The 19,533-nt window shown below is 56.5% G+C and carries 18 protein-coding genes; 4 read left to right on the top strand and 14 right to left on the bottom strand.

All coding sequences use genetic code 11. From position 1 onward, the window contains the following. Window positions 1–128: 128 nt before the first annotated feature. Both lptE and holA read left to right on the top strand, forming a co-directional pair. Window positions 129–527: an LPS assembly lipoprotein LptE gene (gene lptE, locus QZY01_RS08060; RefSeq protein WP_294535616.1), complete on the top strand. Its 399-nt coding sequence runs from the start codon at window positions 129–131 to the stop codon at window positions 525–527. Between the two features lie 2 nt (window positions 528–529). Further along, window positions 530–1,561 carry a DNA polymerase III subunit delta gene (gene holA / locus QZY01_RS08055; protein WP_294535613.1) on the top strand — a complete coding sequence of 344 codons (1,032 nt, stop codon included), beginning with the start codon at window positions 530–532 and terminating at the stop codon, window positions 1,559–1,561. 106 nt (window positions 1,562–1,667) lie between these two features. On the opposite strand, the gene QZY01_RS08050 is transcribed toward holA, so the two are convergent. The 12 genes from QZY01_RS08050 to QZY01_RS07995 all read right to left on the bottom strand — a co-directional run bounded on the left by QZY01_RS08050 (window position 1,668) and on the right by QZY01_RS07995 (window position 15,306). Then, window positions 1,668–2,537, bottom strand: coding sequence for a ParB/RepB/Spo0J family partition protein (locus tag QZY01_RS08050; RefSeq protein ID WP_294535638.1), 870 nt, complete (start codon window positions 2,535–2,537; stop codon window positions 1,668–1,670). Window positions 2,538–2,619: 82 nt separating this feature from the next. Then, entirely contained in the window at window positions 2,620–3,438 is an 819-nt protein-coding gene (locus tag QZY01_RS08045; protein WP_294535635.1) for a ParA family protein, read from the bottom strand. Window positions 3,439–3,448: 10 nt separating this feature from the next. Next, window positions 3,449–4,078, bottom strand: a complete 630-nt coding sequence (rsmG, locus tag QZY01_RS08040; RefSeq protein ID WP_294535610.1) for a 16S rRNA (guanine(527)-N(7))-methyltransferase RsmG — start codon at window positions 4,076–4,078, stop codon at window positions 3,449–3,451. Then, window positions 4,075–5,979, bottom strand: a complete 1,905-nt coding sequence (gene mnmG / locus QZY01_RS08035) for a tRNA uridine-5-carboxymethylaminomethyl(34) synthesis enzyme MnmG (protein WP_294535607.1) — start codon at window positions 5,977–5,979, stop codon at window positions 4,075–4,077. The genes rsmG and mnmG overlap by 4 nt, the downstream gene beginning before the upstream one ends. Window positions 5,980–5,990: 11 nt before the next feature. Then, entirely contained in the window at window positions 5,991–7,370 is a 1,380-nt protein-coding gene (gene mnmE / locus QZY01_RS08030) for a tRNA uridine-5-carboxymethylaminomethyl(34) synthesis GTPase MnmE (protein ID WP_294535605.1), read from the bottom strand. A gap of 80 nt (window positions 7,371–7,450) precedes the next feature. Continuing rightward, entirely contained in the window at window positions 7,451–8,719 is a 1,269-nt protein-coding gene (gene rho, locus QZY01_RS08025) for a transcription termination factor Rho (RefSeq protein ID WP_294535633.1), read from the bottom strand. Window positions 8,720–8,975: 256 nt separating this feature from the next. Then, window positions 8,976–9,491 carry a bifunctional adenosylcobinamide kinase/adenosylcobinamide-phosphate guanylyltransferase gene (gene cobU, locus QZY01_RS08020; RefSeq protein WP_294535603.1) on the bottom strand — a complete coding sequence of 172 codons (516 nt, stop codon included), beginning with the start codon at window positions 9,489–9,491 and terminating at the stop codon, window positions 8,976–8,978. Window positions 9,492–9,606: 115 nt separating this feature from the next. Then, the gene (dnaA, locus tag QZY01_RS08015) at window positions 9,607–11,070 is read right to left on the bottom strand and encodes a chromosomal replication initiator protein DnaA (RefSeq protein ID WP_294535600.1); all 1,464 of its coding nucleotides are present in this window, start codon (window positions 11,068–11,070) and stop codon (window positions 9,607–9,609) included. 851 nt (window positions 11,071–11,921) lie between these two features. Continuing rightward, window positions 11,922–12,629 carry a DNA polymerase III subunit epsilon gene (dnaQ, locus tag QZY01_RS08010; protein ID WP_294535597.1) on the bottom strand — a complete coding sequence of 236 codons (708 nt, stop codon included), beginning with the start codon at window positions 12,627–12,629 and terminating at the stop codon, window positions 11,922–11,924. Between the two features lie 146 nt (window positions 12,630–12,775). Further along, on the bottom strand, window positions 12,776–13,363 hold the full coding sequence (gene coaE, locus QZY01_RS08005) for a dephospho-CoA kinase (RefSeq protein WP_294535594.1): 588 nt from the start codon (window positions 13,361–13,363) through the stop codon (window positions 12,776–12,778). Then, window positions 13,360–14,217, bottom strand: coding sequence for a shikimate dehydrogenase (locus QZY01_RS08000; RefSeq protein ID WP_294535593.1), 858 nt, complete (start codon window positions 14,215–14,217; stop codon window positions 13,360–13,362). Before QZY01_RS08000 ends, coaE begins: the two co-directional genes overlap by 4 nt. 249 nt (window positions 14,218–14,466) lie before the next feature. After that, window positions 14,467–15,306 carry a pyruvate, water dikinase regulatory protein gene (locus tag QZY01_RS07995; RefSeq protein ID WP_294535590.1) on the bottom strand — a complete coding sequence of 280 codons (840 nt, stop codon included), beginning with the start codon at window positions 15,304–15,306 and terminating at the stop codon, window positions 14,467–14,469. A gap of 560 nt (window positions 15,307–15,866) precedes the next feature. Between QZY01_RS07995 and hemE the strand changes: the two genes are divergently transcribed. Together hemE and hemJ are read left to right on the top strand one after the other, a co-directional pair. Beyond that, entirely contained in the window at window positions 15,867–16,931 is a 1,065-nt protein-coding gene (gene hemE, locus QZY01_RS07990) for a uroporphyrinogen decarboxylase (protein ID WP_294535588.1), read from the top strand. Continuing rightward, on the top strand, window positions 16,932–17,357 hold the full coding sequence (gene hemJ / locus QZY01_RS07985; protein WP_294535585.1) for a protoporphyrinogen oxidase HemJ: 426 nt from the start codon (window positions 16,932–16,934) through the stop codon (window positions 17,355–17,357). An 8-nt stretch (window positions 17,358–17,365) separates the two neighbouring features. On the opposite strand, the gene QZY01_RS07980 is transcribed toward hemJ, so the two are convergent. Both QZY01_RS07980 and QZY01_RS07975 read right to left on the bottom strand, forming a co-directional pair. After that, window positions 17,366–17,950 carry an ActR/PrrA/RegA family redox response regulator transcription factor gene (locus tag QZY01_RS07980; protein WP_294535583.1) on the bottom strand — a complete coding sequence of 195 codons (585 nt, stop codon included), beginning with the start codon at window positions 17,948–17,950 and terminating at the stop codon, window positions 17,366–17,368. A 130-nt stretch (window positions 17,951–18,080) separates the two neighbouring features. Further along, window positions 18,081–19,382, bottom strand: coding sequence for an ActS/PrrB/RegB family redox-sensitive histidine kinase (locus QZY01_RS07975; RefSeq protein ID WP_294535581.1), 1,302 nt, complete (start codon window positions 19,380–19,382; stop codon window positions 18,081–18,083). Window positions 19,383–19,533 lie beyond the last annotated feature (151 nt).

Below are 19,533 nucleotides of genomic sequence, written 5' to 3'. Positions count from 1 at the left end.
AGCCTGAGCCGGGCATGATTCGAACAATCTTTGCCGGCGCAGCAGTCGCAGGTCTGGCTATTGGCCTCGCCGGATGCATCCAGCCGCTCTACGGACCGACCGCAGGCGGCAGTTCCGTGGCGTCGGAATTGCAGGCGGTCAAGATCGAACCCATTCCCGAGCGCCTCGGTCATTACGTTGAAAATGAACTGATTTTTGCCTTCAATGGTACTGGCTCATCGCCCGCGCCCAAATACCGGCTGATCGTCACCCTTCAAGAAAGGATGACTACGCCTGTCGTCAATACCTTTACCGGACACGCCGAAGCCGGCGACGTCAATATCGACGCGCAATACAAGCTTCTGCCAATCGCCGGAGACGGCCAGCCGATCGCTTCGGGAAATGTCACGCAATTCGTCGTCTACGATCGTTCGACCCAGCGACTATCGAATGTACGCGCCGCGCGTGACGCTGAAATTCGCAACGCCAAGGTGCTAGCGGATCAAATCCGGACGCGAATTGCCGCTGTCTTGGCTACCCGCGACTGAAGATGGCGATCGTTTCGCATCATGAAGCCGATCGTTATTTGCTGCGACGCAACCCCGACCACTTTCTCTTTCTGATTTTCGGGGCGGACCCGGGACTCGTTGCCGAACGTTGCCGGACACTCCTGCGCTCCGTCATCGGCGACAGCCGCGAATCCCTGCAATTGGTCGCATTGGCCGGGGATCAGATCGCCGCCGATCCCCTGACATTGATCGACGAAGCTAATTCCATCGGGCTGTTTGGCAGCGCCGATCGCGTCATCAGAATTTCGCTTGGCGGCAAATCTCTTTTGCCCGCCCTCGAATGGATCGCTCAAGCGCCGCCAGTGGATTGCCTCATCGTCGTCGAAGCCGGCGAACTGAAACGTGACGCGCCAATACGGAAATGGATCGATAAACAAACCTTTGCCGCTTCGATCGAATGCCTTGGCGACGACGCCAAGGATATTCAACGGCTGATCGACGCCGAACTCAAGGCAGCCAATCTTACCATCGAACCCGACGCCCGCGACGCGCTAGGCGCCATGCTGGGCGAAGACCGGTTGTCGACCCGCTCGGAACTCGGCAAGCTGGTTCTTTACGCCCACGGGCAAGGCGCGATCACCCTCGCCCATATTGACGAAATTTTGAATGACGCTTCCGCCATGAATATCGATGCGGCGATTTTCGCGCTTTTTTCTGGCCGCCCAGCCCTAACGGTTGAGCTCGTCAACAAAGCGCTGCGGAGCGGCATCGACGCCAACGCCCTGCTCGGGCAAACGACACGCTATGCGCTGGCGCTGCATCGCGGCCTGGTCGAAACCGAAAATGGCGGCTCTTTTGACGGCGCGCTGCAAATCGTGCTCCGACAATTCAACGCCTATAATCGTAAGGCGGAGATCACCTCGCATTTGAGGAACGCGTCGCGCGTCAAAATAGAAACGATTATCAAGGCTTTGCAAGATCTGGTGAAAAGAACTCGGCAGGCCAATTATCTTGGCGAGGAATACGTCGCCCGACTGTTTCTCGCATTTGCCGCATCGCTCAAACGCAATTGAAATTATGTCCGCTACGCCTGTCGATCAAGGCTAACGACCGGCCAATAGAACTTATCCCATTTCAAATCAAGCCAGGCGCTCCTATGCGGGATCTGCTTTGTTTTACTTACCCCTGCAGACGCTTACACAAAAGATCTAGCTGCTCCAATGACTTGTACTGGATGCGGACGTCGCCGGTTTCGCCCTTGTGGTTAATTTTTACGGTCAAACCCAAAAGGTCGGTGAGCAACTTTTCCAGCGCACGGGTGTCCGCGTCTTTTTCCTGCGGCGCTTTTGCGGGCGCCTTGTTTTCCGGCGGCGCCGCGCGTTCCTGCACCAGGCGCTCGACATCCCGAACCGTCAAACCTTCGTCGACAATCTGACGCGCCATTCTTTCGGGATTCTCTACGGACAGCAAGGCGCGCGCGTGTCCGGCCGAAATGCTGCCGTCGACCAGATATTTCTTCGCTTCTTCCGGCAATTTCAGGAGTCGGATCGTATTCGCCACATGGCTTCGGCTTTTGCCGATGATCTTGGCGAGATCGGTCTGATTATAGGAAAACTCCGCCGTCAGGCGCTCGTAACCCATCGCCTCTTCAAGCGCGTTCAAATCCGAGCGCTGAACATTTTCTATAATAGCGAATTCGAGCGATTGCCGGTCGTCCGCTTCGACGACGACGATGGGGACCTCATGCAAACCCACGCGCTGGGCGGCCCGCCAGCGACGCTCCCCGGCGATAATTTCATAAACATTGGTCATCCCGACGAGATGACGCACGAGAATGGGTTGGATAATGCCGCGTTCGCGGATCGATTCGGCCAGTTCCTGCAATTCAGCTTCATCGAAGGACTGGCGAGGATTTCGGGGATTTGGCCGAAGGAATTCGATCGGCGCCTTCGTTTGGGCGTAACCCTGCGCATCCTGTTCCAGCGAAGGCGTATCGCCGATCAGCATCGCCAATCCACGTCCCAGTCGCGTGCGCGCCTCTTCCGCCATTTCCAACCCTCTTCCAATGATGATCCGCCAGACACGCAGCCAGCGCCACCGGCCGGCTGGTCTACCGTTTCCGCTGTTTCGGTCAAGCGGCCCGGAGGTTTCGCTCACGCTGGATGACCTCGGAAGCCAACTTGAGATAGGCTTGCGACCCATTACATTTCAAATCGTAAAGCAGCACTGGCTTCCCATACGACGGGGCCTCCGAAACACGGACATTTCGCGGGATGACCGTCTCATAGACCTTGTCGCCGAGAAAAGCGCGCACATCCGCGACCACTTGGCCCGCCAGGTTGTTTCGCGAATCATACATGGTCAAGACAACACCATGAATCGTCAAGCCGGGATTCAAGCTCCGCTTCACTTGCTCGACGGTCGACAACAACTGCGACAAGCCCTCCAGAGCAAAAAACTCGCACTGAAGCGGAACAAGAACGCTGTCACTCGCCGCAAGAGCATTGATCGTGAGGAGATTCAGCGAAGGCGGGCAGTCCACCAGCACATAGGTTATGCGCTCGCCATTCGGCAGCGCATTTCGACCGGCCATGGCCCGCAGCGCGTTTCTCAACCGGTAATTGCGGTCCTTCTCGTTGGCTATCGCCAATTCGACGCCCAACAGGTCCAAAGTCGAGGGCGCCACATAAAGGCGCGGCACCGCCGTGGCCTGAATCGCGGCGTCAAGCGTCCGCTCCCCGGTCATTACCTCAAAGGTCGAAACTTTCCGATGCTTGCGATCTATTCCCAACCCGGTCGAGGCGTTGCCCTGCGGGTCGAGATCGATGATCAAGACGGTTTCTCCGATCGCCGCGAGCGCCGTCCCAAGATTGATTGCGGTTGTGGTTTTACCGACGCCGCCCTTTTGGTTGGCGACAACAAGGACGCGCATCTGGTCCTGATTTTCCATTTTAACACCCTTAAACGGTATTCGTTTGGGAGTTGTACCCGCGAACGACGACAATTTTTGCGTCGATGTCGGTTCGGCTGTCGATAAAATCGAGTATTACGCTACCGTCCGTCACCGCCGGGGTCAATTCGCTCGACAGACCTTTCCCCTTCAAAAACAGCCCAACGCCCCCTTTTTCAAGAATTGGACGGGCATAGAAGATCAATCTTTCGAGCGACGCAAGCGCCCTTGCCGAAATGATATCGAATTGAATTGTCGAAATTAAATCCGGCAGAACCCGCTCGATCCGATCGGCATGAATTTCGACATTGCTAAGTGTTTCACGTGAAACATCCCGAAGAAACGCCGCCTTCCTCTTATCCGATTCGACCAGATGGACCTTTCTCTCGTGGTTTCCGGCGGCGATGGCGATCACCATTCCGGGAAATCCGGCTCCAGAGCCCAAATCCAACCAATTGCGCCATGCGCCCGCCAACGGCAACAATTGCAACGAATCGTCAAAATGGCGCGCCCGAAGATCGCCAATCGTCGAAGACCCAACAAGATTGATTTTTTTTTGCCACTTCAATAAGAGTGTGGCGTAAATCGCCAACTTGCGCTCGCAATCCGTATCCATCGCCGCTTTTACGCCAGACCTCATCGCAATCCATTCCGCACGCCGATCGTTGACGAATCGATTGCAGCATTCCTTTTCACCCAGCCGAGAATCAGTGTCAACGCCGCCGGCGTAATCCCCTCGATGCGCCCCGCCTGGCCAAGATTGTCGGGCATCGCGCTTTTCAGCCTGGCGCGAACTTCATTCGAAAGACCCGGAATGAGATCATAGTCCAGTTGAGGCCCCAGCCGAACGCCTTCATCCCGCTTTAAAGCCGATACCGCCAGGGATTGCCGCTCCAGATAAACCGCATATTTGGCGTCAATCTCGACCTGCTCGGCCGTCGCCCGACCGAAGGCGGCCAATTCCGGCCAGATCGGCACAAGGCTGTCAAAGCCGATGTCTGGATAGGACAGGAGCGTAAAGGCCGAACGCCTGATACCATCCCCATTGAGTTGCATGCCGTTTTTTCCAGCTTCCGCCGGCGTCATGCTCAGTGCATGCAATTTGTCGGTCAATGAGGCCAGTTGCCGCGCGCGCTCGGCAAATAATCTGCTCCTTTCATAACCAATGCAGCCAATCGCCAGCCCTCGCGGCGTCAGCCTGATGTCGGCATTGTCGCAGCGAAGCGAAAGCCGGAACTCCGCCCGCGAAGTGAACATCCGATAGGGTTCCGAAACGCCCTGGGTGACGAGATCGTCGATCATCACGCCAATATAGGCTTCGCTCCGATCAAACGATATTTCCGGCCTCCCGCCGGAAAAAGCCGCCGCGTTGAGACCGGCGACCAGCCCCTGGGCCGCCGCCTCTTCATAACCCGTCGTTCCGTTGATCTGACCGGCGAGAAAAAATCCCGGAAGCTTCTTGAGTTCCAAAGTCGATTTCAGTTCCCGCGGATCGACATAGTCATATTCCACCGCATAGCCGGGACGCAGGATTTCGACGCGATTCAGGCCGGGAATGGTGCGCAGAAACTCCTCCTGAACATCGACCGGCAGCGAGGTTGAAATCCCGTTCGGATAGATGGTGTCGTCATCCAGTCCTTCCGGCTCCAGAAAAATCTGGTGACTGTCCCGGTCCCCGAAACGAATCACCTTGTCCTCGATCGAAGGACAATAGCGTGGACCGCGCCCGGAAATCCGGCCCGAGTAGATCGGCGCGCGATCGATATTGCGCAGAATGACCTCGTGGCCAGCGCGCGTCGTATGGGTGATCGCGCAAGGGAGCTGAGGATTGACCACGCGGTTGGTGAAGGCCGAAAAAAAGGCCGGCTCCTCATCGCCAAATTGCTGTGGCAGCCCTTCCCAATCGATCGATTTGCGTGACAGCCGGGCCGGCGTCCCCGTCTTTAAACGACCAAGACCAAGTCCTAAAGCGTTAAGCTGTTCGCTCAAATGCAAAGCAGGACCATCACCCGCCCTCCCTGCAGGCTCCGAGTGGAGACCGACATGGATGACGCCATTCAAGAAAGTGCCGCTGGTGAGCGCGACCGATTTCGCGACCAAAGTGGATTGGTCATGAAGTCGAAGAAGAAACCCACCGCCCGCGCCGAAAGACCCAAAACCCTCGACGCCACCCTCGATAATCGTCAGATTTTCGGTAGCTTGCAAAAGGTCCCGGACCGCCTGTTTGTAAAGCCTGCGGTCCGCCTGGACGCGCGGCCCGCGAACCGCCGGCCCTTTCGACCTATTGAGCAGCCTGAACTGAATCGCCGCCCTGTCCGCTGCGCGTCCCATAATGCCGTCCAAGGCGTCAATCTCGCGGACCAAATGACCCTTGCCAAGTCCACCGATCGCCGGATTGCAGGACATTTCGCCGATTGTCGAAAGCTTGTGAGTGACCAGGGCCGTAAGGGCGCCACAGCGCGCCGCAGCGCTCGCGGCTTCGCAACCGGCATGACCGCCCCCAATAACGATGACGTCAAAACTCGTTTCGCGCGCTTCCATATCAAATCCGATTACTTTCCGATGCAGAATCGGGAAAAAAGCCGGTCAAGAACATCTTCGACGCCGACTTTCCCCATCAGGCTCTCGAGCGCAAAACAAGCTCGACGCAACTCGTCCGCCACGACTTCCAGCGGCGCATTTTCGTCGAGTCCAGCCGACAAAGCCTCTTGCGCCATAACGATGGCGAACCTTTGGCGCTCATTGGCGACAAGCATCGATCCCTCGACCGACATCGTTTCGCTCGCATGGTTCTCGAGCCTGCCAATCAGTTTCTCAAGGTTTTTGCCGGTTCGCGCGGAGATCGCCAGTTTGCAGGTGGGGCGGGGCCCATCGGTCAAATCGGCCTCAGCATCGCCTGCGGCGCTTTGTTCCTCCGCGTCATGCCGGTCCAACTTGGTGATTATATGCCATATCGGCCGACCCGCGAACTCCTTCGGCGGAAGAAAAGAGCCGTCTTCCGCCGACGTAAGCCAAAGAATTAGATCGGCATCGGCGCTCTTGCGCAGCGCACGCCGGATACCCTCCTGCTCGACCGGATCGTCGGTCGCCTGAATGCCCGCCGTATCGATCAGATTAACCGGGAAGCCGGCGAGATCGAGCTTGACCTCGATCAAGTCGCGCGTCGTCCCCGCCCGCTCCGAAACAATCGCCACGTCACGCCGGGCGATGGCATTCAACAGCGTCGATTTGCCGGCGTTCGGCGGACCCGCGATGAGGACCGTCAAGCCCTCCCGGATACGTTCAACCCTGGCGTTTCCAACCGTGAGCGGCGCCATCGTTGTCAATATATCTGTTATTATCGCCTTCGACTCATGATGCGACGCGCGATGCGCCTCGGATTCATCCGAAAAATCGAGTTCGCTTTCAATAGTGGCGAGGGCGTCTATCAGACTATTCCGCCATTGCTCCGCCGCCAAGTGCAAATCGCCGGAGGCCTGTGCCATGGCCATACGGCGCTGCTGTTCCGTTTCCGCCTCGATCAAATCGCCCAAAGCCTCGACGGCGATTAAATTGGATTTGCCGTTTTCCAGGCTGCGACGAGCGAATTCACCGGCCAGAGCCGGACGCAAACCTTCCAATTCGCCGAGCACACGCAAAATCGCGGCGACGACCCCACGCGCGCCATGAACATGAAGTTCGGCGCTATCTTCACCGGTGAATGAATCCGGGCCGGGCAGCCAGAGCACAAGGCCCCGGTCAAGAATATTCTGGGTTGAAGGCTCCGCGATCGTTCTGAGAACTGCCCGCCGTGGCGCCGGCAAACGCCCAATCAGCGATTCGACGGCCCGCCCAGAATTCGGGCCGGAAATACGGATAACGGCAATGGCGGATTTTCCTATGCCGGTCGCCAGAGCGAAAATGGTGCGGCGATCATCCAGGCCATAGGCCATTCCGCTTCCTCACCCCTTGCTCTGGAGATGTTTCACGTGAAACACCTCCCAAGCGGGCTTCCGACTGCCCCATCCAGATCTCAGGTATTCATCGAATCGAAGAAGCTCGAATTGCCTTTTGGCGTCTCGCGCAATTTGCCGAGCAGGAACTCGATGGCGTCGATGGTGCCCATCGGATTGAGGATTCGCCGCAAGACGTACATTTTTTTGAGAATATCCGCCGGAACCAGCAGTTCCTCCTTGCGGGTGCCGGAGCGGGTAATGTCGATCGCCGGAAAGACCCTCTTATCCGCGACCTTGCGATCCAGAATGAGTTCTGAATTGCCGGTGCCCTTGAACTCCTCGAAAATCACTTCGTCCATGCGCGACCCGGTTTCGATCAGCGCCGTTGCAATGATCGTCAGCGAGCCGCCTTCTTCAATATTACGCGCGGCGCCAAAAAACCTCTTCGGCCTCTGCAAGGCATTGGCGTCGACGCCGCCGGTCAAGACCTTGCCGGAAGAAGGCACAACCGTATTATAGGCGCGGCCAAGACGCGTGATCGAATCCAGCAATATGACGACATCGCGCCCATGTTCGACCAGTCGCTTGGCTTTTTCGATGACCATTTCCGCAACTTGGACATGGCGGACAGCCGGTTCGTCAAAGGTGGAGGAAACGACTTCGCCTTTGACCGATCGTTGCATATCCGTGACCTCTTCCGGCCTTTCATCAATCAGCAGGACGATCAGGTAGCATTCGGGATGGTTGGTGGTGATCGATTGCGCAATATTTTGCAGGATCACCGTTTTGCCGGTGCGCGGCGGCGCGACGATCAGCGCGCGCTGGCCCTTACCAATTGGCGAAACAATATCAATGACCCGAGCGGAAAAATCCTTGCGCGTTGGATCGTCGATTTCGAGCTTCAACCTGTCATTGGGATAAAGCGGCGTGAGATTGTCGAAATGAACCTTGTGGCGAACCTTTTCAGGATCTTCGAAATTAATCAAATTGACCTTGAGAAGGGCGAAATAGCGCTCGCCCTCTTTGGGACTGCGAATCAGTCCCTCGACCGTATCGCCCGTACGCAAACCAAATCGCCGGATCTGCGACGGCGAAACATAAATATCATCCGGCCCCGCAAGGTAGTTGGCGTCGGGCGCGCGTAAAAACCCGAATCCATCCTGCAAGACCTCGACCACGCCTTCGCCGATGATTTCGATCTCCCGCAGCGCGAGCTGCTTGAGGATGGCGAACATCAATTCCTGCTTGCGCATGATCGACGCGTTTTCGACTTCGTGCTCCTCGGCGAAAGCCAGAAGTTCCGTCGCCGACTTGGCTTTCAAGTCCTGAAGCTTGATTTCGCGCATCCGGTCTTCGGTCACGATTTTTTCGATATCTGACATTGGGCAGGGCGCCCTTCTGCAATGAGGAAAAGATTGATCGCTGAGCCCAACGGCCCTGTTGCCCAGCGCGCCGATCTCGGCTGCAAATGACAAGCGATCACAATTAAGGAGGGAATCAGAGAGTAGCGCCTTTTGACCACAACCACAAGCTGGCTATGGAAAAACGCGGCAGAACGCGAATCGGTCGGTCCAAAGCTTGACAACCCTCCATGCGCTTCGGTCAATTCCTGCCTGATTTCAGCGCGATGGGCAGTCCGGCCACAACCATTGTCGCTTCATCGCAAGCCTTGGCCACAATCTGGTTCATCCGTCCATGCGCGTCGCGAAAAGCCCGACCCAAGTCGTTGACTGGCGCCAGGCCAAAACCGATTTCATTGGAAACAAGGATGATCCTGCCGCCGGGACGCTTGACAATGGTCGCCAGACCGACGGTTTCCGCCATCCAATCCTTTTGCACAAAAAACAGATTCGACAACCATAGAGTCAGACAATCGACAACGACAACCCGGTCGGACCGCACCAGACTCCTCAAAGCGCCGCAAAGATCCTGGGCTTCCTCCACCACCAGCCAATCCGCGCTTCTCTCAGCGCGGTGCAGGGCAATTCTATCCAGCATTTCCGGATCGTCCGCTGTGGCGGTCACGATCATGCATTTCTGAAATCCGGTTTTTTCCGCAACGGAAAGTGCAAAAGCCGTCTTGCCGGACCGAGCTCCCCCAAGAATCAAATGGGTCATGCCGCGATTCCTCTTTTCCGGCGCTGCGGGGTCGCCACCTTTCCGGAAAATCGACGATTGATTAAAATTGACCGATTCGCGGTCGATTCAAGATTCTTGACAAAAGGCGCTCGCTCTATTCGCTCAATAGCCGTTTGAAAGACTCAAGCTCCTCGCTCAGAGCCGCATCCGTCGATACGAGACCCTCAATTTTACGAACGGCGTGCAAAACCGTCGTATGATCTCTCCCACCGAAGCGGCGACCGATTTCGGGCAAAGAGCGCAAGGTCATGGTTTTCGACAGATACATTGCGATCTGCCGGGGACGAACGACATTGGCCGTTCTGCGAGAAGACAGAATATCCGCGCGACTGACGTTAAAATGCGTCGCCACGAGCTTTTGAATGTCTTCGATCTTGACCCGTTTTGGATCGCGTATCCGCACAAGATCGCGAATAGCGGCCTCCGCCGCCTCCAGGGTCAAAGTCGATCCGGCCAGGGTAGTATGCGCGAGGAGGCGATTGACAGCGCCGTCCAGGTCGCGTCCATTGGTTGGAATCGACCGCGCCACCATCGCGACCACCGCCTTGGCGACATCGAAACCGGGGGCCGCCGCCTTGGCGACGGCGATTCGCGCTTCCAAAATGCGAGTCCGCAAAGCTTCGTCGAGAGCATTCATTTCGACGCAAAGACCGCCCGCAAATCGCGAACGCACACGCTCGTCCAGACTTTCGAGGTCTCCCGGCATACGGTCGCCGGCGATCACCACCTGTCGTCCCGCATCGATCAGAGCGTTTAAAGTGTGACAAAATTCGTGTTGGATCGACTTCCCCTGCAAAAACTGCACGTCGTCGATAACCAGAACATCGATCGCCCGCAATCTTTCCTTGAAAGCAATCGAGTTTTGCGCTTTCAGCGCCGTCACGAAACCATACATGAACTTTTCGGCCGTCAGATAGATGACTCGCCGCCCCGCCTCCGCGGAAGCGTGAGCGACTGCCTGAATCAAATGTGTCTTTCCAAGCCCGACGCTTGAATAAACATAAAGAGGATTGAACATGGTTGCGGCGCCCAGCGGCGCCCGGCTTGCCTGCAAGGCTGCCGCATGGGCCAACTGATTCGACTGCCCGACCAGAAAAGTCGCGAAATTCATCCGACGATCCAGGGCCGAGCCTTCAAATCCGCCGACGAAACCCTTCGATGAACCTCCACGGTCGGGAGTCGGTTCCACCGCCCGGTCACCCGCTTCGCCTACCTTTGAGACGAAAGAATCGGTGCGATCCATGCCTCGCGCAACGATACGACCGGTTCCCCGCAGATCCAAGGCGATCTCATGGGCTTGCGGAATTTCGGCGATCAGGGCCCCTCGCAGTTTCTCAAGATAATGTGCCTGAATCCAGCTCTTAAGAAACTTGGTCGGAACCGATAACACAGCGCAGCCATCGTCGATGCGATCAAGTTCTAACCGCGTGAACCATGACGTATAGACGGCATCGCCAACTTCCGTGCGAAGACGCGCACAAAAACGAGCCCAGACTTCAGGCGCGATTTTCACCTGTTCTGGCGTATTTAACTCTCTATGAACCTGCGTCTTGGACATATTATTCTCTTCTTGCGGCAAAAAACCGCAGGTTTGCGCCCGGAAGCGCAAGAGCTCATTGACAGCATCTAAAGTGTGAATGGCCTGAAGCAGCCAGTCAAAATGGCCCTAACAAGGCCGGCGCGCCGGGCGACGAAGTCAGATGACTATTTGACGGCGGCAACGGGAGTCCAGCTCGTCAACCCGCAGGAGAGCCAAACAAAACAACGCGGTCGTGGGCGCACCGATTACAATCAAGGCATGCAGAATTCATAACGTCCCCCCTTACCAAAAGAGACAAATAGCCTCTCGTCTTCCTTCTAATCGGCGTTTTTCTAAATAATTCCAGAGTTCCCGTAGCCGTTTAAAAGCTATTCACGAATAACGATCACCGAATTCTGGATTATTTTTCTTCCCCTAGTCATATCTTTTCTTATTCTAAGGCAAGCTGTTGACGTGAATCGATATTGTAGATTTTCAGCGCCCTGCATTCACGCGGCGACGATTGAGACCATACACAGACCGTCCCGGCCGCGCAATATCCGCCGCCCCAGATTCCTGCGCGATCTGTACCCGATAATCGCCCCGCTCCGGCCCTCGCCTGGCTCATTAGCTTGAGAAAGGCTTGAGTCCGAGCAAGGCGTTCCAGAACGCGCTGTTCGACCGCGCTTTGGTTTTTTTATCGTCTCGGCGATTCGATATCGGATCGCGCGTCTGTCAAGCTCCCATGAGCGCGCGACAATCCCCTCTTTGCACACAACATATTGTTATTTAAGGAGGTTGTTTGATCAGTGGTAATCGGTGTCATAAATTTTTCTTGTCCTGGAGCGACTCCAGCGCAGGATCGGAATGTTAGACGATGCGCGTCGTCCTCACGCGCTGGGCACATTTTGCGCGGGCGCATAATGCAACCATAGCGACCGACAGCATTTTTTTTCGACGAACGCCTGGTGCCGCTCCACTTCATCGTCCGTCAGATACGAAGGCCAGGTTTCCCGTCGCGGCGCCAATCTCGTGACCGGACGCAACCTCGGAGCGTCCCTCCCAGTTGCAAAGGAAAGCGACGTCTGCCGGCCCCCTTTCAATTCCATATAAACTTCGGCAAGGATTTCCGAGTCGATCACCGCGCCATGTTTGCTCCGACGACTCCGGTCAATCCCATAGCGCGCACACAAAGCGTCGAGCGAATTTGACGTTCCCGGATGTTTGCGCCGCGCCAGCAGCAACGTATCGATGACGCGTCCGTTATCGATCGGCGAACGGCCAAGCCGTTCAAGCTCGCAATTGAGAAAACGAACGTCAAATTCGGCATTATGCGCAACGATGGGGTCACTGGCGATAAAATCGACAAATGAATCCACGATTAGACCGAATGTTGGCTTATCGCTCAGGAATTCCTGCGATAGGCCATGCACTTTGAAGGCTGAATCGGGCATGTCTCTTTCTGGATTGATGTAAACGTGAAATCTGTTTTGCGTTATCGATCCGTTGAACAGTTCCAACGCCGCGATTTCGACGATGCGGTCCCCTCCGGCGGGATCGAGCCCCGTCGTTTCCGTATCCAAAATGATTTCCCTCATCGACAGTTCCCGCCAGAGTCATCTGCGTTTCGGTTGAATCCGATGCAGGTTTTCGTTTCCGGTTCTTGCGTGTTTCCTTTTTGGGGAACAAGCGCCCGCTCCGCCTGAGGACGCTATCGCGATGATTTCGCGGTTTTTCAGCTGCGCTATTCGCAAGGACTCAGCGCCGCCATGATCGATTTTATCTGGCGTTCCGCTGACATCAATCCACAATCTGATTGGACGATGAAGTGGCAGGAACGCCGTTTTGCCGCATCGGGGGTTTGCCGAGCCAGGATGGCGGCCAGCTTGTCGGCGCTCATGCCGCGACGGGCCAGAACGCGCGCGGCCTGAATCGACGCCGACGCCGAAACCACGGCAATCGCGTCGACGTCTTTTTCCGAACCTGTTTCGAACAACAGCGGCAGGTCCAGCACAACCAACCTTGCTCCCCGATCGCGCATCCGCGAAAGAAATTCCCGCCTTTTTTCGAGAACCAGCGGATGAATGAGCGATTCAAGCTGCGCCATCGCTTTGGGATCGCGTAAAATCCGCTCCGCCAGCGCGTTCCTGTCGACGCGGCCCTGCTGTTTCACGCCGGGAAAGGCCGAATCGAGGAGGTCCGCCACGGGTCCCTCATAGAGATCGTGCACACACCGATCGGCGTCAAAAACTGCGGCGCCCAGGCGACGAAAAATTCCGGCGGCCGTCGATTTGCCCATGCCGATCGATCCAGTCAAACCCAGCACGATCATGTCTCGCCCCGCCGGACGTCCGCCTCGATCAGCGCCCGCAACTGCGGCGTCACTTCCGGCTTCACGCCGAACCAATGTTCAAACCCCGGCGCCGCCTGGTGGAGCAACATTCCGAGGCCCGACGACGTCGGCAGTCCGCGCCTTCGAGCGGCTTTGAGCAGTTCGGTTTCCAACGGAGTGTAAACAATATCGCTCACCAGCGCCGTATCGGGCAAAAACGAAAGGTCAAGTTCGAGTTTTGGCTGTCCCGCCATTCCCAGCGAGGTCGAATTGATCAACAGATCGACCTTTTCCAAACTCCGCCCGCACGGATCGAGAGCCTCCGCCGCCAGCCGTTCAAATCCCCAGCTGCTGGCCTCGTCCACCAATTCGAGTGCGCGTTCCGTCGAACGATTCAACAAGGTGACACAGGCTATTTTCCGCGCGGCCAGTCCAGCCAGAACGGCGCGGGCGGCCCCGCCGGCGCCCAGAACCACCGCCGGCCCGCCTTTGCGATCCCACCCGGGCGCCTGCTCGTCGAGATTAGCGAGAAATCCGCCGACGTCGGTATTGTCGCCGCGAAGGCAAGGGCCCTCAAACCACAAAGTATTCACCGCTCCCAAACGGGTCGCCAACTCGGTGGTAGAATCACAAAGCGCCAAAGCCTTTTCCTTATACGGCAAGGTTACATTGGCTCCGCAATACCCAAATTCACTCAGTTTTCTTACAAAGCCGGGAAAATTTTCTGCGTTCACCGATTCTCTCGTGTAATCTCCTGACAAATTATATTTATCTAACCAAAATCGATGAATGAGCGGGGAGCGACTATGATTGACGGGCCAGCCGATAACACAAGATTTCCGGAAATCGCTCAAACAACCGCCCCCAATTTCAGCCAATCCGTTATATGTTCGTTGAAAATCATTATTCTGATAATTCGATTATGTCGCTAGCAAAATTTTGCCTGATCGCGACTCGCCAGCGTCCAGACGTCTCGCTCAGAACTTCCCGAGGATGCCCGAATGACTCCCATCTCCCGACGGTTTTGCGATCGCCCGATCAAGCCTTAAGGGTTTTATCCTCCAGATCTTGGCGCCGCCGGCGGGATTGGAACCACATCGCCCTCAGGCCTGGGCAATGAACCTCATTGCATGCGCGCGATAAAGATCGAGAATGCCGGCCGCGGTTTCCTCGATGGATCGCCTCGAGACATCGATCACCGGCCAGCCGCGTTCTGCAAAAAGCCGTCGGGACCGACTAATTTCGTCGGCGACCGATTCCCGGTCTACATAGGGCGAATCCTGCGCCGCATTGAGCGCCAGCAGCCGATTTTGCCTAATTTGCACAATCCGATCGGGCGAAGCAAATAATCCCACTATCAAGGGCCGCTTGAGATTTTGCACGGCCGGCGGAAGCGGAACGCCGGGAACCAGTGGAATATTCACCGTCTTGATGCCCCTGTTCGCCAGATAAATGCTGGTCGGCGTCTTCGATGTCCGGCTGACGCCCAGGAGCACGACATCGGCCGTTTCCAGATCAGACGGCAATTGCCCGTCGTCATGCATCATCGTGTAGTTCAGGGCGTCGATGCGCTTGAAATAGTCCGAGTTCAATGAGTGCTGGGCGCCGGGCCGAGGCGTCGAAGCTGGCCCGAGATAGGATTGAAATGCCTCCAGAATAGGGGCAAGCACCGACAAGGCCGGCGAGCCGGAATCGAAACAGGCCGTCTCCAGCCTCTCGGCAAGTTCCGGATCGACCAGGGTGAAAAGCACTATGCCCGGCGAAGACTGGATTTCGGCAATCACCCTTTCGAGTTGCTCGCCGTTGCGAACCAGAGGATAGACATGTTCTATCGAGGCCACGCCCTGATATTGCGCCGCCGCCGCGCGGCTGACAGCGATCAGCGTCTCCCCCGTCGAATCCGAAACCAGGTGCAGATGAAAATAATTGCGACTTTCGGCCAAGAGGCGCTCCCAAACACGAGATTTTTCAGTGGCTTTTAAATTTCAATCCGATCGACGCTGCCCTTTTTTATTCTACGCCCGTCCGCTCGATACACCCATGGTTTTTCTCTGACGCCGATATTGGTTTTATCCGAACCGGCCTTTGTTTCCTTCGCAGCGAGTCTCCAGCCTCAACGCCCGACCGGGGTACGCCTCGGCCTTTTGCACAGGCCCTGTGGATTATCGCGCGCTGAATCAAAAATGTCTCTCTCCTCGCGCCAATTTGGTCATTTTTCGTCATTTTCTCAACAGGCGAGATCATGTCGATAAAAACCAGCGGGAAGCGGCGCAATCCGGGAATTATGGGGATAAAGCTGTCGGCGAGCGATCGACGCAGGGCCCGCACCGCCCGATAAATGGTTAATTAATCCTTAACAAACGGCTTTTTCATCCTTCGGCCCCAACCCGCAAATTATTTTCGCCAACTGGGGACGCGTTGTGAATCAATCGGAATAAGGCTATTGCAGGGGTCAATAAAAAGAAAAAAGAGTCTAGGAATCTTTCTTTTTTAGGATCCCGCCGTGTCGCCGAGTCTCTCCACCAACGAATCCCCAAAGTCGCAAAAACCCTTTCTGACGGCATTGGACGGCCGCTCAACCGGTAAACCGCCTATATGGCTCATGCGCCAGGCAGGAAGATATCTCCCCGAATACCGCGCCATCCGCGCCACCGCCAAAAGCTTTCTCGATTTTTGCTACACGCCGGCGCTGGCGACCGAAGCCACTCTGCAGCCGATTCGTCGGTTTGGTTTCGACGCAGCCATCCTTTTCAGCGACATCCTTGTCGTTCCAGACGCTCTCGGCCAACGGGTTTCCTTCGAGACCGGCGAGGGCCCCCGACTTGACGCTCTGACCGATCCCGACGCCATCAAAGGGCTTTCCGAATTGTCGTTCGATCGTTTGGCGCCTGTCTTCGAGACGATTGACCGGGTCAAAAGCGCTCTTCCGCCGGAGACATCCTTTATCGGCTTCTGTGGCGCTCCCTGGACGGTGGCGAGCTATATGGTCGCCGGACGAGGCACCCCCGACCAGGCCCCGGCCCGGATTTTCGCCTATCAATATCCGGAAGCGTTCCAGTTGCTGATCGACAAACTGGTCGAGGCGTCGATCGCCTATCTGTCACGCCAGATAGAAACTGGCGTCGAGGCGGTGCAAATTTTCGATTCCTGGGCAGGCGTCCTGCCGGCCGCGGAATTTGAAAAATGGTGCCTGCTGCCGGTCGCAAAAATCATCCGGGGCGTACGGTCGCGTCATCCTCTCGCGCGAATCATTGCTTTTCCGCGTGGGGCAGCTTCCCACATCCCGTCTTTCGCGCTCAGCACCGGCGCCAACGCCATCGGTCTCGATACCGCTGTGGACCCGAGTTGGGCGAAAAAATATATCCCGCCGGACGTCGTACTTCAGGGTCATCTCGATCCGCTGGTTCTGATCGCCGGCGGCGCGGCGCAACAAGCCGCCGTCCGGGAAATCCTGACCGCCTATCGCGACCGGTCCCATATTTTCAATCTCGGCCACGGGATCTTGCCGCAGACGCCTATCGCGCACGTCGAGGGGCTGATTCGCCAGATTCGCTATTGGGAGGGTTGAATGTACCTATGGGTCAAGGTCGTGCATGTCGTTGCGATCATCTCCTGGATGGCCGGCCTTCTCTACCTGCCAAGATTATTTGTTTATCATTGCGCCGCCGAAACCGGCGGCGTTCAATCGGAAACCTTCAAAATCATGGAACGTCGGTTGCTCAAGGCGATCATGACCCCGGCCATGATCGCCGCCTGGGCGACAGGCCTATGGTTGGCGAGCGAAGCGGCTTTTTTCAAGGATCCGTGGTTTCATGTGAAACTGGCTTTGGTGCTGGGGTTAACTGCGGCGCATTGGCATTTCGCAGGGTTGCGACAGAATTTCGAACGTGACGACAATCGTCATTCCTCGCGATATTTCCGAATTTGGAATGAAATCCCGACGATCATGATGATTTTTATCGTCATCATGGTAATCGTCAAACCTATTTTTTAGAATTTAAATTATCTTGGCGCGCGTTTTGAAAGTATACGTTGCAAGGTGCGCCTATGCATATTGAGACGACGCGCAGTTTCTGAAACATTACGTTGGCAGAGTTCGTAAATTCTATGTATGTGCTCCCATCGCACGCGTTCGGCGGACATCGGGTTTTCGGGAGCATCGCCAGTTACGGTTCGATTGGAGTTCAGCAGCGCGTGGAATATTTCATCGGCGTCGGCGGGCTTGGCGAGGTAATCGAAGGCGCCGCGTTTTATCGCGATGACCGCCGACGAAATATTGCCATAGCCCGTCAATATGATGCCTCGCGCTTCCGGGCGTCGCGACTTCAACTCGCCAATGACGTCGAGACCATTGCCATCGCCGAGCCGCATATCGATGACGGCGAAAGCGGGCGGCGCCTTTTGCACAGCCGCAAGGCCTTCGATCACCGTTTCCACCGCTATGACCTGAAAGCCGCGCAGGGTCATGGCTTTGGCGAGACGATTCAAAAAAGGCTTGTCGTCGTCGACGATCAGCAACGTCTTGTCTTTCTCGAACAGAAGCTCGGCTTCGCTGGATCCGCTGAAAGTTTCCGACAATTCGTCCATAAGGCGCCCCGTTTGGGTCCATTTGGACCCGTGACTATCACAGCGGATGCAAATTTTTCAGTTCTAACGACCGGTTATGAATTTGAAGTCCGATTTCGACGGCGAACAACCGGTCGTTTTGCGCATCGGTCTACAGAGTCCAGTTTTCGAAACGACCGTGACGCCATTCGAGTTGCACGCTCGCTCCGCCCATTTCGCGGTTGGAAAATCTAATTTCCGCGCCGGTTCGCTCCAGCAGGGTTTTGGCGATGAATACGCCCAGGCCGAGGCCCGAGCCTTCTTCTGATTTCTGGCGCCGGTCGGCGCCGCTGGTGACATAAGGGTCGCCGATGCGGCCGACGATTTCGGAGGAAAAGCCCGGGCCATCGTCGAGGATGACGATTTGCACGAACGATTGAGTCCATCGGGCGTCGATGGTCACGGTTTTCCTCGCGAAATCGACGGCGTTCTCGAGGAAATTGCCGATTCCGTAGGTGATCGCAGGACTATGGGCGATCGAAGGCTCGTTTCCTTCTCCCTTCGCGTCGATGAAAATTTCGACGGGACCGCGCCGATACGGCGCGACGATTTGTTCGAGCAGCAGGCTTAATCTTGTCTGGCCGAAATGCCCGGGCTCTTCGGCTGCGAGCGAAGTCAGCCGTCCCAGAATTTCCCGGCACCGCTGGACCTCCTGCGTGAGCAGCGCGAGATCATCCGTGAATTCCGGCGGCAGGGAAGCGCGGGTCAACTCCCGCGTCACCAGCGTAATCGTCGCCAAGGGCGTGCCCAGTTCATGAGCAGCGGCGGCGGCGAGGCCATCGATCTGGGAAAGATGGTTTTGACGCTCCAAAACCAGCTCCGCCGCTGTCAAAGCGTGGCTCAGAGAGCGGGCCTCCCCCGCGACGCGCGATGCGTAAACGCAGATGAAGGCGCAAGCGACCATCAGCGCCAACCATAGACCCAGTCGGTAAAGCCGGGGCAAATCGATCTTTTGGCCGCTGTACCAGGGCAAGGGCAGGTGCTGGAGGGCCAGGATGCTCGCAGCAAGCGCGGTCAGAACCGCAATCAGCACGATTTTTCGGGGAGGCAGCGAGACTGCGGCGATGGTGACTGGGGCGAGGAAAAGAATGGCGAAGGGATTTTCAAGCCCTCCCGTGAGATAAAGCAAAGCGGCCAATTGCAAGACGTCGAAAACCAGCAGAGCGGTCGCCGGAGCGTCGGCCAATCGCAGGCTCTTGGGCGCCAGAAAATTAAACGCCAAGTTTAGCAGCGCTGAAATGCCGATGACGCTGAGACAGAGCGCAAGCGGAACCGGAAATTGCAACACCATGGAGGTTGCGAGCACCGTCGCCAATTGCCCGCACAAGGCCAGCCAGCGCAGTCTCGATAAAGTATCAATGCGCAGCCGGCGGGCGTCCTGCCCAAATTGCGTCGTGTAAGCGCTTGTTTCCATTTTGCTTCTTCGGGCCCCTTGTTGTTTCCTGGAAACAGCGAGAGGCCTGAAGCCTTTTTTGACCGCCTGTTCATTTCCGAAAATTAACGCATTTTCTTTGGAATATGACCTGGTTTTGGCGGCCGGGGCGACGAAAGGGCTGAATCTTCGC

It is taken from the genome of uncultured Rhodoblastus sp. (genome assembly GCF_903903185.1).
Classification (GTDB): Bacteria; Pseudomonadota; Alphaproteobacteria; order Rhizobiales; family Beijerinckiaceae; genus Rhodoblastus.
The sequence above is the reverse complement of the archived record's forward strand: the minus strand, read 5'-3'. Positions and strand labels throughout refer to the sequence as shown.